We start from the raw sequence: 16,765 nt of genomic DNA, 5'->3' as shown, positions 1-16,765 counted from the left end.
CGCCCGGCACCCCACCCGCCGACGCGGCCGCCTGGATCGAGGGCTTCGTCGGCGGCGCCTCCGGCGGAGGCATGCTCCTCGTCCACGACGAACGCCTCCTCGCCCTGGCCGACGGGCCGCGTGCGACCAGTTCGCCGAGCGTGCGGCGCACGCCGGGTTCGTACGCCGAGAACGTGCGGCGCAGCAGCGGCAGGACGTCGGTGAAGGCACCCGCGGGCACCGACGTCAGCCAGCCGTCGACCAGGGCGAGGAGGCGTTCGTCGTGGACGAGGAGCATGCCTCCGCCGGAGGCGCCGCCGACGAAGCCCTCGATCCAGGCGGCCGCGTCGGCGGGTGGGGTGCCGGGCGAGAGCGCGAGGCCCATGAGCCGTGCCGCCTCGTCCTCGCCGAGCCGTCCCTCGTCGAGCAGGAGCCGGGCCGCCCGTCCGCGGATCACACCGGGAACGCCGTCGCGGTCGGCGAGTCGCCGCAGCACCCGGCTCCAGCGGTCGGCGAGCCCTCCGGTGCCGGGCAGCAGGCCGAGCGCGGTGTGGACGCCGTCGAGACGGCCGCGCATCTCCGCGGCGGCGTCGGCGTCCAGCCCCGTGCAGGCGGGTGGCAGCCCGACGCAGATCCGTTCGGCGATCCCGGCGGCGACCTCGCCGAGGGCGGCCGTGTCGGTGGCCCGCACGTCCCCGTAGCGCAGGGAGCGGGCGAGTGCGGGGAGCGCCTGGGCGAGGTGGCCGACGTCGGTGTCGAGGGCGGCCCGGTCGGCGAGCGCCGTCATGACGACGGGCAGGGCCTCGGAGAGGCCGGCGAGCAGGCACTGCTCGGCGAGCGCGGTGACCTCCGCGAGGGCGCTCGCCTCCAGGGCCCGGCTCTCGGCCTTGGCCGTGGCGGCGGAGGCCACGGTGGTGCCCCAGACTCCGGCTTCGGCGATCCGGACGTGCAGTTCGGGTTGCCAGCGCAGCCGCCAGGTCTCGCGGAAGGTGCCGGTGCTGCCGCGTCCGGCGACCGCCTCCCCCCAGCCGACGGAGAGCAGCCGCAGCCGGTGCAGCAGCCGGCTGCGGGCCGCGTCGTTCTCCTTGCGCAGGTCGAGCTCCACCTCCCGGTCCAGCGCCTCCGGCTTGAGGCGCAGGCTGCGCTGGAGCCGGGTCAGGTCGCGCTGGAGCGGGACGGCGGGGGCCGCTTCCGGGACCGTGCCGAGGACGTCGCCGACGACGAGCCGGTCGCGCACGAGGTCGAGCGGGACGTCCGAGCCGTCGCACATCACGGCACGTACCGCGTCGGTGGTCTCGCCGAGCCCGGCGAGCGGCCGGCCCCGCATCGCCGCGAGGGTCTCCGCGAGCCGCACGGCCTCGATGACGTGGGCGGAGGACACCAGCCGGTCCTCCGCCCTGAGCAGACCGGCGACCTTCGTCATCCAGCGCTCGACGGGCCGGTCGGGGGCGGCGAACAGGTGCCCGTACCAGCCCGGGGCGTCGATGCCCGCGCCGTAGCCCGAGCGGCGGGCGAGCCGGCGGTGGGTCCAGGGGACCCAGGTCGCCTCGGTCTTCACCTTGGGCAGGCCCTTGAGCAGGGCCCGGTCGGCGGCGACCGTGGTCTTCAGGGACAGTGCGGGCACGTGCCAGGCGCCGCAGACGACGGCCACGTCGTCCGCGAACTCCTTCCGGGCCGCTCGCAGTTGCAGTCTCATGTACGCCTCGCGGACGAGGTCGCGCGGGTGGCCGCCGTGCCCGTGGGCCTCGCGCAGCACGCCCATGGCCTCGGCGAGCGCCTCGAAGGGAGCGTACGGATCCGCGGCGCCGCGCAGTTCGACGACGTCCTCCCACCAGCGCTCGGGGTCGTCGTGGCCGGCGACCCGGGCGAGCTCGGCGATCGGGTCGACGCGCGTGTCCCGGTCCGCTCCGTCCACCTCCTCCCCGTCGTCCCAGGTGGGGTCGGTGGCGGCGAGGGTGTGGGCGGCGGGCAGGTCGACGAAGCGCACGGCGGCGCCCGCGGCCAGCGCCCACCGGATCGCCACCCACTCGGGAGAGAAGACCGCGAAGGGCCAGAAGGCGGCCCGGCCGGGATCGTCCACGGCGTGCGCGAGGAGCGCGACCGGCGGGCGCATGTCCTCGTCGCCGGCCAGCGACAGGAGCGTGTCCGCCTCGGGCGGTCCTTCGATCAGCACCGCCGCCGGCCGCGCCGCCTCCAGGGCCGCTCGCACGGCCCGGGCCGAGCCGGGCCCGTGGTGGCGCACGCCGAGGACCAGCGGCCGAGGGCCGGGCGCACGGGCCTCCGCGGCCGGGGCCTGGTCCGGGGCTGCGACGGGGGCCGCTCGCAGCGCCGTCACGCGCTCGCCTCGCGGCAGGCGCGGTAGAAGTCCTTCCAGCCGTCGCGCTCGCGGACGACCGTCTCCAGGTACTCCTGCCAGATGACACGGTCCGCGGCCGGGTCGCGGACGACCGCGCCGAGGATGCCCGCCGCGACGTCGGCGGGGCGCAGCACGCCGTCGCCGAAGTGGGCGGCGAGAGCCAGGCCTCCGGTGACGACGGAGATGGCCTCCGCCGTCGACAACGTGCCCGACGGGGTCTTGAGCCTGGTCCGGCCGTCCGCCGTGACCCCGTCGCGCAGCTCGCGGAAGACCGTGACGACCCTGCGGATCTCCTCGACACCCTCCGGGACGGCGGGCAGGTCGAGGGAGCGGCCGATCTGGTCGACCCGGCGCGAGACGATGTCGACCTCGGCCTCCGGGGTGGCGGGCAGCGGCAGCACGACGGTGTTGAACCGGCGGCGCAGCGCGCTGGAGAGGTCGTTGACCCCGCGGTCACGGTCGTTGGCGGTGGCGATCAGGTTGAAGCCGCGGACGGCCTGCACCTCCTGCCCCAGCTCCGGGATCGGCAGCGTCTTCTCGGACAGGATCGTGATGAGCGTGTCCTGCACGTCGGCGGGGATGCGGGTCAGCTCCTCGACGCGGGCCGTCATGCCCTGGGACATCGCCCGCATGACGGGGCCGGCCACGAGCGCCTCCCGGCTGGGGCCGTGGGCGAGCAGCCGCGCGTAGTTCCAGCCGTAGCGGATGGCCTCCTCGGGCGTTCCCGCGGTGCCCTGGACGAGGAGGGTCGAGTCCCCGCTGACGGCGGCGGCGAGGTGTTCGGACACCCAGGTCTTGGCGGTGCCGGGCACTCCGAGCAGCAGCAGCGCCCGGTCGGTGGCGAGCGTGGTGACGGCGACCTCGACGATGCGGCGCGGTCCCACGTACTTGGGTGTGATCACCGTCCCGTCGGGGAGTGTGCCGCCGAGCAGATAGGTGGCGACGGCCCACGGCGAGAGCTGCCAGCGGGCGGGGCGCGGCCGGTCGTCCGCGGCCGCGAGCGCCTTGAGTTCGTCGGCGAAGGCGTGCTCGGCGTGCGGCCTCAGCGCCTCGGGCGCGGAGCCGGCCCCGACGCCGGGAACGGCGCTCCCGGCGGCCTCGGACACGGCGGTCGTCGTGCTTTCGGGCACGGTCATGGATCCCCCTCCAGATCGTTCGACCTGATGTGTGATCCACCGTGCACCACGCCACTGACAATCGGCCGACTCCCTTGCCCCGCACGGTTTCGGAGGCGTTGTCAGTGGCTCCGCCTACCTTCGGGGCATGGACACACAGGGGGTGCGCTGGACGGCGGACCAGGTGCTGGCACTGGCTCCTGACGACGCCTCGCGCAGAGCGGGAAGCAAGCTCGGCACGGCCGGTCCGTGGTCCGGCGCGGGCGGCAGCGGCGACGGGGCCGTCTGGGGCCTGTGCCGCGGCAGCGGCAGCAAGCCGTACCGGACGGTGGTCGACGTCACGGGCCCGGCGTACACGTGCAGTTGCCCCAGCCGGAAGTTCCCGTGCAAGCACGCGCTGGGGCTGCTGCTGCTCTGGTCGGCGGACGAGGAGGCCGTCGGCGAGGCCGAGGTCCCCGACTGGGCGGCGGAGTGGCTGGAGGGGAGACGCGAACGCGCCGCGGCGGCCGCCGCCCGGGACGCCGACGGCGGGTCGGACGCCCCGGCCGACCCCGAGGCGGCGCGCCGCCGGGCCGAGCGCCGGGCCGCCCGGATCACCGCGGGTGCGCAGGAGTTGGAGCAGCGTCTCGCCGACCTGCTGCGCGGCGGTCTGGCCGCGGCGGAGCAGTCCGGCTACGGCCTCTGGGAGGAGACGGCGGCCCGGATGGTCGACGCCCAGGCGCCGGGACTCGCGGGCCGGGTACGGGAGTTGGGGGCGATACCCGGCTCGGGTCCCGGCTGGCCCGTACGGCTGCTGGAGGAGTGCGCGCTGACCCATCTGCTCGACCGGGCCTGGCTGTCGGTCGACCGGCTGCCGGACCCGCTCGCGGTGACCGTCCGCACCCGGGTCGGACTGCCCGCGGCGGTGGACGGGCCTTCGATCCGCGACCACTGGCTGGTCCTCGCCCAGTACGACTCCTCCGACGGCAGACTGACGACACGGCGGATCTGGCTGCACGGCCGGCGGACCGGACGCACGGCCCTCCTGCTCTCCTTCGGGGCGGCGGGCCGGGCGCCGCACCTGGCGCTGCCCGTGGGCGTCGTCCTCGACGCCGCGCTCACGCCGCACGCCGGCGCGGGTGCGCTGCGGGCCGAACTGGACACCCAGTTCTCCGCTCCGGTCCCGCTCGACACGCCGCCTCCGGGCGGCACCGTCGGCGAGGCGCTCGCGGCCTACGGCTCGGCCCTGCGGGACGATCCGTGGCTGGACGCGTGGCCCGTGACCCTGACCGAGGTCGTGCCGGTACCGACGGAGTACGGCTGGCAGCTGGCGGACGCCGGACACGGCCGGGACGGGCCGGGCGAGGCACTGCCGCTCAGCGCCCCCGCGCTCGCGCGGCCCGGCCTGTGGCGGCTCGCCGCGCTCTCCGGGGGCCGGCCCGTGACGGTGTTCGGCGAGTGCGGGCACCGGGGCTTCACCCCGCTCGCCGCCTGGTCCCCGGACGCGCCGGGCGAGACCGTCCCGCTCCACTGACGCCCCTTCATGAACCGACACGCGACGAGAACGGCCCGACGAGAGCCTGGAGGACTGTGATGGACGCCTGGGAAGAGCTCGTCACCACCGCGCTGCTCGGCACCGACCGGCGGCCGCCCGAGCCACGCGGCGCGGGCTCCGGCGCTGCGGCCGGCACCGGGTCCGCCGGGGATCCGCCGGTCGCGCTGCTGGACGCGGCCGCGCTGCACACCGTGCGGCGCAGGGCGGGGCTGCGGCCGGGGCCCGCCGCCCCGTTGCCCGACCCCGCACCGGAGGACGGCCGCCACCCGCTGCCCGAGGCGGCCCGCCACCGGCTCGGCCTGCTGCTCGCGGGCCGTGCCGCCCCCGCGCCGTCCGGGGGGCGGCGCGGGGCGACCCCCGATCTCGCGGAACTCCTGCCGCAGTGGCTCGCGGTCGCCAACGAGCACGGCTACCGGGCGCCCGCCTCCGCGCTGCCCGCTCTCCTCGACGCCGCCCGCGCCCGCACGGACCTGCGCCCGCAGGCGCTCGCCCTGGCCGGGCCGCGCGGTCTCTGGCTCGCCGGGCTCAACCCGGAGTGGCGGTTCGCGCTGCGCGGCGCCGGCGGCGCGGGGGTCGCGCTGCCGGACGCCACGGACGACGAGGGCGTGCGCACGCTCTGGGACGAGGGCCTCTTCGCCGAACGGGTGGCGCTGCTGGCCTCCGTACGGGCGAAGGATCCCGCCAGGGGCCTGGAGCTGCTGCGCTCGACCTGGACGGCGGAGCGGGCCGAGGACCGGCTGATGTTCCTGGACTCGCTGCGGGCCGGGCTGTCCGAGGCGGACGAGGAGTTCCTGGAGGCGGCGCTGGCCGACCGCAGCCGCAACGTCCGCTCCACGGCCGCCGAGCTGCTCTCCGCCCTGCCGGCGTCGGCCCTGGCCGGCCGGATGGCCGAGCGGGCCGTGTCCTGCGTGAGTCTCGACCGGACGGTGGGGGCCGCGGCCGTGGTCGTCGAGGCACCGCACGAATGCGATGCGGGGATGCTGCGGGACGGTGTGGTCCCGAACCCGCCCGCGGGCCGCGGGCAGCGGTCCTGGTGGCTGGGCCAGCTCGTGGAGGCGGCGCCGCTGTCCTGCTGGACGGCCCGGTTCGGCGGCCGCCCGCCGGAGGAGATCGTGGCTCTGCCGGTGGCCGACGACTGGCGCGGCGAACTGCACGCGGCCTGGTGCCGGGCGGCGGTGCGCCAGCGCGACGCCGCCTGGTCCCGGGCGCTGCTGGGGTCTCCGGCGGCCCCGCCCGCGACCGGCCCGGGGACCTCGTCCCTGGCGGAACGGGCGAAGCTGCTCTCGACGCTCAGCGACGCGGAGCGGGCCGACTGGGTCGCCGCGTTCGTCGCGGCCCACGGCCTGTCCGAGGCGTTCCAGCTGCTCGGCGTCTGCGCCGTGCCGTGGGCGGAGCCGCTGGGGGCGGCGGTGGTCGACGCCTTGGACATCGCTCGGGACGCCGGCAGCTATCCGTGGAGCTTCAGCGGAGTGATGGGGCTGGCGGAGCGCTGTCTGGCGCCGGAGGCCACGCCGCAGCTGGAGGCGCTGACCACCCAGGCGGCCGAACCCGAGGACGCGTCCCCGGGGGCCGGCGGCTACTGGTCGGAGGCTTTCCAGCGGCTGGTGTCGACGCTGCGGCTGCGGGCGCGGATGCACGCGGAGCTCGCCGGGCGCGCCCTGTAGGGCGGGTCCTGCCAATCAGGCCTGGCCCGCTCCGTGCGCCCGTCCGGGTCACGGCGAAGTCGCTCGCTCCGCAGGGCGGGGCGGAGACGGACGGGACGCGGCGGACGGGGGACGGACGGCTGTGTCCCTTCCCGCCGCTCTCGTCGGACGGGCCTCAGGCGGCCACGCGGACGTTCGCGTTCACCCACTGCACGATCGACGCGGTCGTCGCGCCGGGCGTGAAGATCTCCGCGACGCCCTTCTCCTTCAGCGGCGGGATGTCCGCGTCCGGGATGATGCCGCCGCCGAACACCTTGATGTCCTCGGCGTCGCGCTCCCGCAGCAGGTCCAGGACCTTGACGAACAGCGTGTTGTGGGCGCCGGAGAGGATCGACAGGCCGATCGCGTCGGCGTCCTCCTGGATCGCGGTGTCCACGATCTGCTCGGGCGTCTGGTGAAGCCCGGTGTAGATGACCTCCATGCCGGCGTCACGCAGTGCCCTCGCGATCACCTTGGCCCCGCGATCGTGGCCGTCGAGACCCGGCTTGGCCACCACCACGCGGATCGGACCGGTCACACCCATCACTGCCTCCACATGCGACCCCCGCGCGTAGATGCCGGGGAGGTGAACGAACGTTATCGCCAGCATCCCGCAAGCGGCCGTTTCGCGGTGGGCGGGGAGGGGGAAATCACACGGTGGGACATTGTTCGCTCTGCGCCGCACCCTGCTCGGGCCCTCTCCAGGGGCTCACCAGCCGCCAGACCGGGTCGTGCGCAAGGGAGCCGCTACGGGGCCGCCGGACGCCCCGGCCGTGAGCCGCACGGTCGTGGACATCCGGCCATCGCCCCTGCCGTACGGCGCCCGCGTGCCGTGACGGGAGGCCGCGATGGAGCTCACCGGGCTGACGAGGCTCGCCAAGGTCACCACCTCGCTGAAGGCCGGCGCCCTGGAGCTGGCCATCCTCACCGGCCATCTCCTCCTCTACCCCTCGGGCATCGTGGCCGAGCGCGTCGGCGAGCCCGCCGCCGACCCGGAGGACGGGTCCGGGGCCGCCCCGGGTTCCGGGCGTCCCGTCGTCCTGCTCCACGGCTTCGTGGACAACCGCTCCGTCTTCGTCCTGCTGCGCCGCTCCCTCGCCCGGCACGGCCGTCACCGTCTCGAGTCGCTCAACTACTCGCCGCTCATGTGCGACCTGCGCAACGCCGCCGACCTGCTCGGCCGCCGCGTGGAGGAGATCTGCGCCCGCACCGGTCACCAGGAGGTCGACCTCGTCGGACACAGCCTGGGGGGCCTCATCGCCCGTTATTACGTGCAGCGCCTCGGGGGTGACGCACGGGTGCGGACGCTGGTCACGCTCGGTACACCGCACGCCGGCACCACCGTCGCCCCGCTGGCCAGCGCCCACCCCCTGGTGCGCCAGATGCGGCCGGGTTCCGAGGTGCTGCGGGAGCTGGCCGGGCCCGCGCCGGGCTGCCGGACCCGCTTCGTCAGCTTCTGGAGCGATCTCGACCAGGTGATGGTGCCCGTCGAGACGGCCTGTCTCGACCACCCCGACCTGGTCGTGCACAACGTCCGGGTGAGCGGGATCGGGCATCTCGCCCTGCCGGTGCACCCGACCGTGGCCGCCGGGATCCGGCAGGCGCTCGACGCGGAGCAGCCCGGGGGCGCCGCGCCGGACGCCGCGCCGGGGGCCGCGTCCGTCGCCTGACGCCCGCCCGTCGCACGGCGGCGCTCGTCGGCCGGGGTGCCGGCGGGCACCGGAGAGCCCGGCCCTCCGGCGGAACGGTCGCCCGAGAGGCCGTCATGACGACCCTGTTCTTCGAACGTTCCTCGAACACAGAGCCAAAGCTCTCCCCCGGGACCGCCGAAACACGGCCGATTGCCCGTTTCCTGCGGACCGGAAACCCTCCGAAGATTGTCGCCCGCGCGTACCGCCGGGTACAGTCGCGCCACTGCTTCACCCCGGGACACCCCTGCGCGGGCCCGCCCGGACTGGTCCTGCCGCCGAGGCGAGAGAGAAGTTGGTGAACGACCAGCACCCCCACGCCGGGTACGTCGGAAACGACGCCCACGAAACCGGCGGCTTCGCCACGGACCCGTTGTTCGGCTCCCTGCCGGGCGGTTACGACGCAGGTCACAGCGGCCAGTACGACACCACGCAGTGGAACGGCAGCCACCAGTGGGACGCCGGCGCGTACGACACCTACGTCGCACCGCAGCCGATGACGCAGCACTACGACACCACCGGCCAGTACCAGGCCACGGGCCAGTACGACGCGACCGGTCAGTACGAGACCACCGGTCAGTGGGACACCACCGGGCACTACGACACCACCGGCCAGTGGGACGCCACCGCCTGGACCGAGGCGCAGCAGACGGGCCAGTACCAGGCCGCGCAGTTCGCCTCGTACGACACCACCGGTCAGTGGACGACGCCCACGTACGAGACCGGCGCGTACGACGCCACCGCCTGGAACTACGCAGGGCAGGAGCAGCCGCACGAGGCCGCCGAACCCCAGACGTACGGCGTGCCGCAGCAGTACACCCCCGACTACGAGTACGTCCCCGAGGCCGCCGAGTACGCCGCGTCCACCGAGCACGTCGAGGCCGCCGAATACGTCGAGGCCGCCGAGTACGTCGAGCACTCCGCGCACGCCGAGGAGCAGCTCGCGGAGGTCGTCGACGAGGTACTCGCCGAGCACACGGCGCAGTTCGAGTCCCTCGACGCGGACGCCTACCCGTACGAGTACGCCTACGACCACGAGGACGCCGCGGAGTACGAGGAGTCGACGCCCACCGAGGAGCCGGCCGCCGAGATCCGTACGGACGCCCCGGTCGCGGCCCGCCCCGTGCGCCGTTCCTCCGGCGGCAGCCGCGGCCGGCGCCGTACGCCCGCCAAGCGCTCCGCGCTGCTGACCGTCGCCGTGCCCTCCGCCTGCGTGATGGGCGTCGCCGGCATCGCCGCGGCATCCGTCGGCGGGCTCGCCGACGCGGGAGCCGACGGCAAGGGCGACACGACGCTCGCCGCCGCCGACCCGTCCTCGGTCAAGCCGGTGGCCGCCAACAACGAGCTGGACACCCAGCTCGCGGCGCTCAGCGCCGACGCCCGCGACTTCGGCGACCGCGCCAGCCGCACCCAGGAGCGCATCGACCTGAAGCTGCGCCAGGAGGCGGAGAAGAAGAAGCGCGAGGAGGAGGCGGCCCGCAAGGAGGCGCTGCGTCCCAAGTTCGCGCTGCCGGTGAAGCTGCACCAGCTGAGCGCCCGTTACGGGCAGTCGGGCGTCAACTGGATGTCCCTGCACACCGGTATCGACTTCCCGGTCCAGACCGGCACCCCGGTGATGGCCGCGACCGACGGCACCGTCCGCACCCAGCTGAACAGCGCCTACGGCAACATGGTCATCGTGACCGCCCCCGACGGCACCGAGACCTGGTACTGCCACCTCAGCAGCGCCAAGATCCGCTCCGGCAAGGTCAAGGCCGGCGACGTCATCGCGTACTCGGGCGACTCGGGCAACTCCACCGGTCCGCACCTCCACTTCGAGGTCCGGCCGAACGGCAGCTCGCCGATCGACCCGCTGCCGTGGCTCCGCAGCCACGGTCTGGACCCGATCGGCTGAGGCCGACTCCGCACGCGTTCACGAGGAAGGGCCCCGGCCGAAGCCGGGGCCCTTCCTCGTGCGCCCGTACGGGATACGGCGCCGGTCCTGCCGTCAGAGCTTCTCGACGGGCGCGTACCGCAGGAGGAGCCGCTTGGGCTTCTCGTCGCCGAAGTCGATCGTCGCCTGCGCGTCCGAGCCCACGCCCGTCACCTGCACGACCGTGCCGAGGCCGAACTGGTCGTGCGTGACCCGGTCCCCCGGCTGGAGCGCGACGACGGGCTTGTCGCCCGCACGACGGGTGGCGAAGCCGGAGGGACCCGAGCGCGAACGCGAGGAGGAGAGCGAGGAGGTGATCCCCGAGGTCGGCCCGGCGGGCTTGACCATGGGCCCGGTCCGCTTCCACTCCAGATACGTCGGCGGGATCTCCTCCAGGAAACGCGAGGCGGGGTTGTACGAGGGCTGCCCCCAGGCGCTGCGCATCGAGCTGCGGGTCAGGTAGAGCCGCTCGCGGGCGCGGGTGATGCCCACGTACGCCAGGCGGCGCTCCTCCTCCAGCTCCTTGGTCTGACCGAGCGCCCGCATGTGCGGGAAGACGCCGTCCTCCATGCCCGTCAGGAACACCACCGGGAACTCCAGCCCCTTGGCGGTGTGCAGGGTCATCAGCGTGATGACGCCGGAACCCTCCTCGTCCTCGTCGGGGATCTGGTCGGAGTCGGCGACGAGCGCGACCTTCTCCAGGAACTCCGCGAGGGTCGCGGGCTCTTCGCCTCGCTCCTGCTCGAACTCCAGCGCCACGGCGGCGAGTTCCTGGAGGTTCTCGATCCGGGTCTCGTCCTGCGGATCCGTGGAGGCCTGGAGTTCGGCGAGGTAGCCCGTCCGCTCCAGGACGGCCTCGAGCACGACGGCGGGGCCGGCGCCGGAGTCCGCGATGGTGCGGAGCTCCTCCATCAGCGTGTTGAAGCGCTTGACGGCGTTGGCCGAGCGCGCCGCCATGCCGTACGCCTCGTCGACCCGCTTCAGCGCCTGCGGGAAGGTGATCTTCTCGCGCAGGGAGAGGGCGTCGATCATGGCCTCGGCGCGCTCGCCGATCCCGCGCTTGGGGACGTTGAGGATGCGGCGCAGCGGGACGTTGTCCTCGGGGTTGGCGAGGACGCGCAGGTAGGCCAGGACGTCCCGGACCTCCTTGCGCTCGTAGAAGCGCACACCGCCGACGACCTTGTAGGGCAGGCCGACGCGGATGAAGATCTCCTCGAACACCCGGGACTGGGCGTTCGTCCGGTAGAAGACCGCGACGTCGCCGGCCTTCGCGTCCCCGGCGTCCGTGAGCCGGTCGATCTCGTCGGCGACGAACTGGGCCTCGTCGTGCTCGGTGTCGGCGACGTAGCCGGTGATCTGCGCGCCCGCGCCAGCGTTCGTCCACAGGTTCTTGGGACGGCGGCTCTCGTTGCGCTCGATGACGGCGTTGGCGGCCGAGAGGATCGTCTGCGTGGAGCGGTAGTTCTGCTCCAGCAGGATCGTGGTCGCGTCCGGGTAGTCCTCCTCGAACTGGAGGATGTTGCGGATCGTCGCGCCGCGGAAGGCGTAGATCGACTGGTCCGCGTCACCGACGACGCACAGCTCGGCCGGCCCGAGGTCCTCGTAGCCGGTGCCGACCAGCTCCCGTACCAGCGTGTACTGGGCGTGGTTGGTGTCCTGGTACTCGTCGACGAGGACGTGCCGGAAGCGGCGCCGGTAGTGCTCGGCGACGTCGGGGAACGCCTGGAGCAGGTGGACCGTCGTCATGATGATGTCGTCGAAGTCCAGGGCGTTGGCCTCGCGCAGCCGTCCCTGGTACATCCGGTACGCCTCGGCGAGCGTCTTCTCGAAACCGTCGGCGGCCTGGTCGGCGAAGGTCTCCTCGTCGATCAGCTCGTTCTTCAGGTTCGAGATCTTGGCGCTGAACGACTTCGGCGGGAACTTCTTGGGATCGAGGTCCAGGTCGCGGCAGACCAGCGCCATCAGGCGCTTGGAGTCGGCCGCGTCGTAGATCGAGAAGGACGAGGTGAAGCCGAGCCGCTTCGACTCGCGGCGCAGGATGCGGACGCACGCGCTGTGGAAGGTCATGACCCACATGGCGTTGGCGCGCGGGCCGACGAGCTGCTCGACGCGCTCCTTCATCTCGCCGGCGGCCTTGTTGGTGAAGGTGATCGCCAGTATCTGGCCGGGATGGACGTGCCGGGTCCCCAGCAGGTGGGCGATCCGGTGGGTCAGCACCCGGGTCTTGCCGGAACCGGCGCCCGCGACGATGAGCAGCGGGGTGTCGGTGTGGACGACGGCGGCGCGCTGCTGCTCGTTGAGCCCCTCCAGCAGCGCGGCGGGGTCCACGACGGGGCGCGGGGCGCCGTCGCGGTAGTACGCGTCACGGGACGAGGGCTCGCCGGAGCCGCCCTCGGGCGCCGCCCGGGGCAGTCCCCACTCCCCGAAGAGGTCGTGCGGCACCTCCTCCGCGGCCGGGGCGCCGTGGTCGTGGTCCTCGGGCGGCGGCGGGGGCTCCTCCGAGGAGTGGTTCTGGAGGTTCGCCAGGAAGCTGTCGTCGAAAAGGCTGCTCATCGCCTCACGAGTCTAGGCCGCCGCACCGACAACCCGCCCCCACCTTCCGAAGTCACGGCCGAAACACGGAGGGTGACCATCCGCATCAGGTCACGAAAATGTATCGGACAAATCGAGCATCGGACTTCCCAGCCGCCCCGGCGGTTGGCTAGCGTGCTCGCCCAAGCAGCCCGTCCCCTCCGACGGCGAATCGCGCCGAGCGGGCCGCTCACGCCGAACCCGGTTTCGCCACAAGGCGGTTGTATCCGGGCGTCCCTCTCGGCGGTCACGGAAGGAGATGCCGGTCTTGGCGTCCCATCGCAAGCCGCGCAGCACTCGCACGCACTCCCCCGCCGTCGGGGTCACGACGGCCGCGGCCCTCGCCTCGGTCACCCTGCTGTCCACGCAGAGTGCCGAGGCCGCGCCCGTCACGCCGTCGGCACCTTCCGCGCCGACGGTGGAGGAGATCCAGAAGAAGGTCGACGACCTCTACCGGCAGGCAGGCACGGCGACGCAGGAGTACAACCGGGCCAAGGAGGCCACCGACCAGCAGCGCACCAAGGTCGACGGGATCCTGGACGACGTGGCCCGGCGCACCGACGCGGTCAACGAGTCGCGCCGCGCCCTCGGCTCGTACGCGGCGGCGCAGTACCGCGGCGGGGCCGTCGGGCCCACCGCGGCGCTGATCTTCGCGGACAGCCCGCAGGCGTACTTCGACCAGACCCACCTGATGGACCGGCTCACCGAGCGGCAGCGGGGTGCGGTCGCGGACTACGAGAGCAAGCGGGCGGCGGCGGCGAAGCAGCGCGCGGAGGCCACGAAGAGCCTGGAGAGCCTCACCGACTCGCAGGCGGCGCTGCAGACGAAGAAGCGGACCGTCCAGAGCAAGCTGGCCGAGGCCCGCACGCTGCTGGCCAGGCTGACCGCCGAGGAGAAGGCCCGGCTCGCCGAGCTGGAGCGCAAGCGGGAGGCCGAGGCCCGGCGCCAGGCCGAGGAGAAGGCCAAGGCCGAGGCGGCGGAGGCCGAGCGTCGTCGGCAGGCCGAGGCGGCCGCGGCGACCGCACCGACGACGCCGTCGACCGGCGGCTCGGGCTCGACGTACGCGGCCAAGGCGGAGAAGGCACTGGATTTCGCCCGGAGCCAGATCGGCAAGCCGTACGTCTGGGGGGCGACGGGCCCGAGCTCGTACGACTGCTCGGGACTCACCCAGGCCGCCTGGAAGGCCGCGGGCGTCGACCTGCCGCGCACCACCTGGGACCAGGTGGAGGTGGGCACCCGGGTCGCGACGGCGGACCTGCTCCCCGGTGACCTGGTCTTCTTCTACGACGACATCAGCCACGTCGGCCTGTACATCGGCGACGGGATGATGATCCACGCGCCGAAGCCGGGAGCGAACGTGCGCGAGGAGTCGATCTACTACATGCCGATCTACGGGAGCGTGCGCCCGGCCTGAACCCGGGCCCCGGCGCCCTGGTCCACCGAGGCCCCGGTGCGCCGGGGTGCTGGGGCGGGGCCGGTGCGACCCGCGCCGGCCCGGACCCGGCCCTGCCGGGGCCCCGTGGTCCTGCCTGCCCGGTCCGTCGGACGCGCGGGCCGGTCCGTCAGGCGCGCCGGGCGGCCCGTGGGGCGCGCCGGGCGGTTCCCGTCACGTCCAGAGCGTCGCGATGAAGATGTTCGCGACGGTCAGACCGCCGACCGCCGCGAAGACACCCTTGTCGACCTTCTCCTCGTCCCGCTTGACGTAGACGAGGGCCAGGATCACGACGAGGACCGCGAGCTTGACGCCGATCTTCACGTTGTTGACCGGCTGGTCGTCGGCCTGGTTGAGGCCGACCAGCACGATGCCGGTGACCAGCATGGTCAGCGCGCCGTGCAGCATCGCGGGCACGAAGCGGGCCGTACCCGCGCCCATCGCCTTCATCTGGGTCAGGAAGCCGCCGAGCAGGGAGGCGATTCCGATGATGTGCAGGGCGACGAAGACATTGATGAGTACGTCCATGGGGCGGAGCCTAGCCGGGCCATACCACCGCCCCTCCGGTCGGGTCCACCTTGTCCGGCGCTTCGGTCACGCCCGCTCCGCAATGCGGCACCCCTGGGACGCCGGGGTCGGATGGGAACGGTCCGGGAGCGCCAACTGACGCCAATAACGGTCATCTCGACACCACCCCGTGACGTCCAGGTTTAGCGTCCTCCTCCAGGTGGCCGGCACCCCACCACCGTCGGTCCTTCCGGCGGCAGCCGGTCACCCCCGCCGGGAAATCCGGCGGTGGGCCGTCTCCCCTGTGCGGTCCGCCGCCGGTCCCGGTCGGGCAACGACCCCCACAGGGAGAGGATGTGACCCGCCCTCGTGGCAGCACACCGAAAGCCCCGGCAGTTCCCCCTCAGCGGCCAGGCGGTCAGGACCGCCGCCACGCTCGCCCTCGCCTCCGCGGCGACGGCGACGCTCTTCGAGGGCTCCGGGCACGCCGAGCCGGCGCTCACCCCGGCCCAGGTGAAGGCCAAGGTCGACCAGCTGTACCAGGAGGCCGAGGTGGCCACCGAGAAGTACAACGGCGCGAAGGAGAAGGCGGATCGCGCGCGCGGCTCGCTCGACCGGCTGCGCGACGAGGCCGCCCGCCGCACCGACCGCCTCAACGAGGCGCGCGACGGGCTCGGCTCGATCGCCACGGCGCAGTACCGCGCGGGCGGCCTGGACCCCGCCGTGCAGCTCGCCCTGACCTCCGACCCGGAGCAGTACCTGGAGCGGGCGGCGCTGGCCGAGAAGGCCGGCGAGCGGCAGGCGGCGGCCGTCGCCTCCGTGCACCGCGAGCTCACCGGCCTCCGGCAGCTGCACACCGAGTCGGCGGAGCGGCTGACCGAGCTCCAGGGGCACGAGGCAGACCTGCGGCGGCAGAAGGCCGCGGTCCAGGGCAAGCTCACCGAGGCCCGTACGCTGCTGGCCCGGCTGACCGCCGAGGAGCGGGCGCGCTACGAGGCCGCCACGGCGTCCGGCCGGACGGGCGGCGGGAGTTCGGCGTCGGGGGACGCGGCCGCCGTCCGGGCGGACCGGGGATCGCTGCCGCGCGGTCCGGTGTCGGCTCCCAACTCCCGCGCCGCGCAGGCCATCGCCTTCGCCCAGGCGCAGATCGGCAAGCCGTACGTCTGGGGCGCGACCGGGCCTTCTGCGTACGACTGCTCGGGCCTGACGCAGGCGTCCTGGCGGGCGGCGGGTGTCTCGCTCCCGCGCACCACGTACACGCAGATCAACGCGGGGCAGCGGGTCTCGCGCTCCGAACTGGCGCCGGGTGACCTGGTGTTCTTCTACTCGGGCATCACTCACGTCGGCCTGTACATCGGCGGCGGCCAGATGATCCACGCGCCGCGGCCGGGCGCTCCGGTGCGGATCGCGCCGATCGACGAGATGCCGTTCGCGGGGGCCACCCGCGTGACCTGAGGGCGGGTAACTCCCTTGACGCTTGGATAGTGGCGCTATCTACTATGGGTAGTGCCACTATCCAAGCATGGAGAGGACCGCGCGATGCCCACGCTCCCCTGGACCGTCCCGAACCAGGCTCGCCCCGGAACGCGGGCACAGGTCATGGCGTCCCGTTTCGAGGTGCGCTCCCTCAAGGACGTGCCCCGCTTCTTCCTCAAGTCCCTCGCCGCCTGGCGCCAGGTGAGGTCCGCGCCCGGCGCGCTGGGCGCCTCGCTGATCGCCCAGCCGCTGAAACGGACCTTCTACACCCTCTCCGCCTGGGAGGACCGCGACGCGCTCTCCGCGTACGCGCGGGCCGAGCCGCACCGTTCGATCATGCGCGGCCTGCGCTCGACCATGCGGGACTCGACCTTCACGTTCTGGGAGGTGCCGGTGGAGCAGCTCCCGCTGGACTGGGACGAGGCCCGGCGAAGGCTCGCGGCGGAGGAGGCGAGGCCGGCGGCCTGACGGCGGCGCTGCGGGCCGGCCGCCGGCCCGCTGACCCGGCCCCGG

Annotated in this window: 12 protein-coding genes; 7 read left to right on the top strand and 5 right to left on the bottom strand. The window is 73.9% G+C overall.

Annotation, left to right across the window (positions count from 1 at the left end; translation table 11 throughout):
- Positions 1–2,305 (bottom strand): DUF5682 family protein (locus tag EAO71_RS29335; protein WP_410094190.1); only part of this gene is annotated, 2,305 nt, incomplete at its 3' end.
- 5 nt (positions 2,306–2,310) lie between these two features.
- On the bottom strand, positions 2,311–3,471 hold the full coding sequence (locus EAO71_RS29330; RefSeq protein WP_261992404.1) for an ATP-binding protein: 1,161 nt from the start codon (positions 3,469–3,471) through the stop codon (positions 2,311–2,313).
- 127 nt (positions 3,472–3,598) lie between these two features.
- Here EAO71_RS29330 and EAO71_RS29325 point away from each other — a divergent pair, with 127 nt between their 5' ends.
- On the top strand, positions 3,599–4,963 hold the full coding sequence (locus EAO71_RS29325) for an SWIM zinc finger family protein (protein ID WP_187282873.1): 1,365 nt from the start codon (positions 3,599–3,601) through the stop codon (positions 4,961–4,963).
- A gap of 59 nt (positions 4,964–5,022) precedes the next feature.
- Positions 5,023–6,648: a DUF5691 domain-containing protein gene (locus EAO71_RS29320; protein WP_147980823.1), complete on the top strand. Its 1,626-nt coding sequence runs from the start codon at positions 5,023–5,025 to the stop codon at positions 6,646–6,648.
- A 154-nt stretch (positions 6,649–6,802) separates the two neighbouring features.
- On the opposite strand, the gene EAO71_RS29315 is transcribed toward EAO71_RS29320, so the two are convergent.
- The gene (locus EAO71_RS29315) at positions 6,803–7,210 is read right to left on the bottom strand and encodes a cobalamin B12-binding domain-containing protein (protein WP_147980822.1); all 408 of its coding nucleotides are present in this window, start codon (positions 7,208–7,210) and stop codon (positions 6,803–6,805) included.
- Between the two features lie 304 nt (positions 7,211–7,514).
- Here EAO71_RS29315 and EAO71_RS29310 point away from each other — a divergent pair, with 304 nt between their 5' ends.
- Both EAO71_RS29310 and EAO71_RS29305 read left to right on the top strand, forming a co-directional pair.
- Complete coding sequence (locus EAO71_RS29310) at positions 7,515–8,336, top strand: lipase family alpha/beta hydrolase (protein ID WP_147980821.1); 822 nt, start codon at positions 7,515–7,517, stop codon at positions 8,334–8,336.
- Between the two features lie 316 nt (positions 8,337–8,652).
- Complete coding sequence (locus EAO71_RS29305; RefSeq protein ID WP_147980820.1) at positions 8,653–10,248, top strand: M23 family metallopeptidase; 1,596 nt, start codon at positions 8,653–8,655, stop codon at positions 10,246–10,248.
- A gap of 93 nt (positions 10,249–10,341) precedes the next feature.
- On the opposite strand, the gene pcrA is transcribed toward EAO71_RS29305, so the two are convergent.
- A complete protein-coding gene (gene pcrA, locus EAO71_RS29300) occupies positions 10,342–12,819 on the bottom strand; it encodes a DNA helicase PcrA (RefSeq protein WP_147980819.1) in 2,478 nt (825 codons plus the stop codon).
- A 277-nt stretch (positions 12,820–13,096) separates the two neighbouring features.
- Here pcrA and EAO71_RS29295 point away from each other — a divergent pair, with 277 nt between their 5' ends.
- Positions 13,097–14,251, top strand: coding sequence for a C40 family peptidase (locus EAO71_RS29295; protein WP_147980818.1), 1,155 nt, complete (start codon positions 13,097–13,099; stop codon positions 14,249–14,251).
- Between the two features lie 192 nt (positions 14,252–14,443).
- On the opposite strand, the gene EAO71_RS29290 is transcribed toward EAO71_RS29295, so the two are convergent.
- A complete protein-coding gene (locus tag EAO71_RS29290) occupies positions 14,444–14,797 on the bottom strand; it encodes a hypothetical protein (protein ID WP_147980817.1) in 354 nt (117 codons plus the stop codon).
- Between the two features lie 348 nt (positions 14,798–15,145).
- On the opposite strand from EAO71_RS29290, the gene EAO71_RS29285 reads away from it, so the two are divergent.
- Positions 15,146–16,231 carry a C40 family peptidase gene (locus EAO71_RS29285; RefSeq protein ID WP_147980816.1) on the top strand — a complete coding sequence of 362 codons (1,086 nt, stop codon included), beginning with the start codon at positions 15,146–15,148 and terminating at the stop codon, positions 16,229–16,231.
- 84 nt (positions 16,232–16,315) lie between these two features.
- Positions 16,316–16,720 (top strand): DUF4188 domain-containing protein, encoded by a 405-nt coding sequence (locus tag EAO71_RS29280; protein WP_147980815.1) that lies wholly within the window; start codon positions 16,316–16,318, stop codon positions 16,718–16,720.
- Positions 16,721–16,765 lie beyond the last annotated feature (45 nt).

The organism is Streptomyces sp. MS191 (assembly GCF_008042125.1).
In the GTDB taxonomy this organism is placed as follows: Bacteria; Actinomycetota; Actinomycetes; order Streptomycetales; family Streptomycetaceae; genus Streptomyces.
The sequence above is the reverse complement of the archived record's forward strand: the minus strand, read 5'-3'. Positions and strand labels throughout refer to the sequence as shown.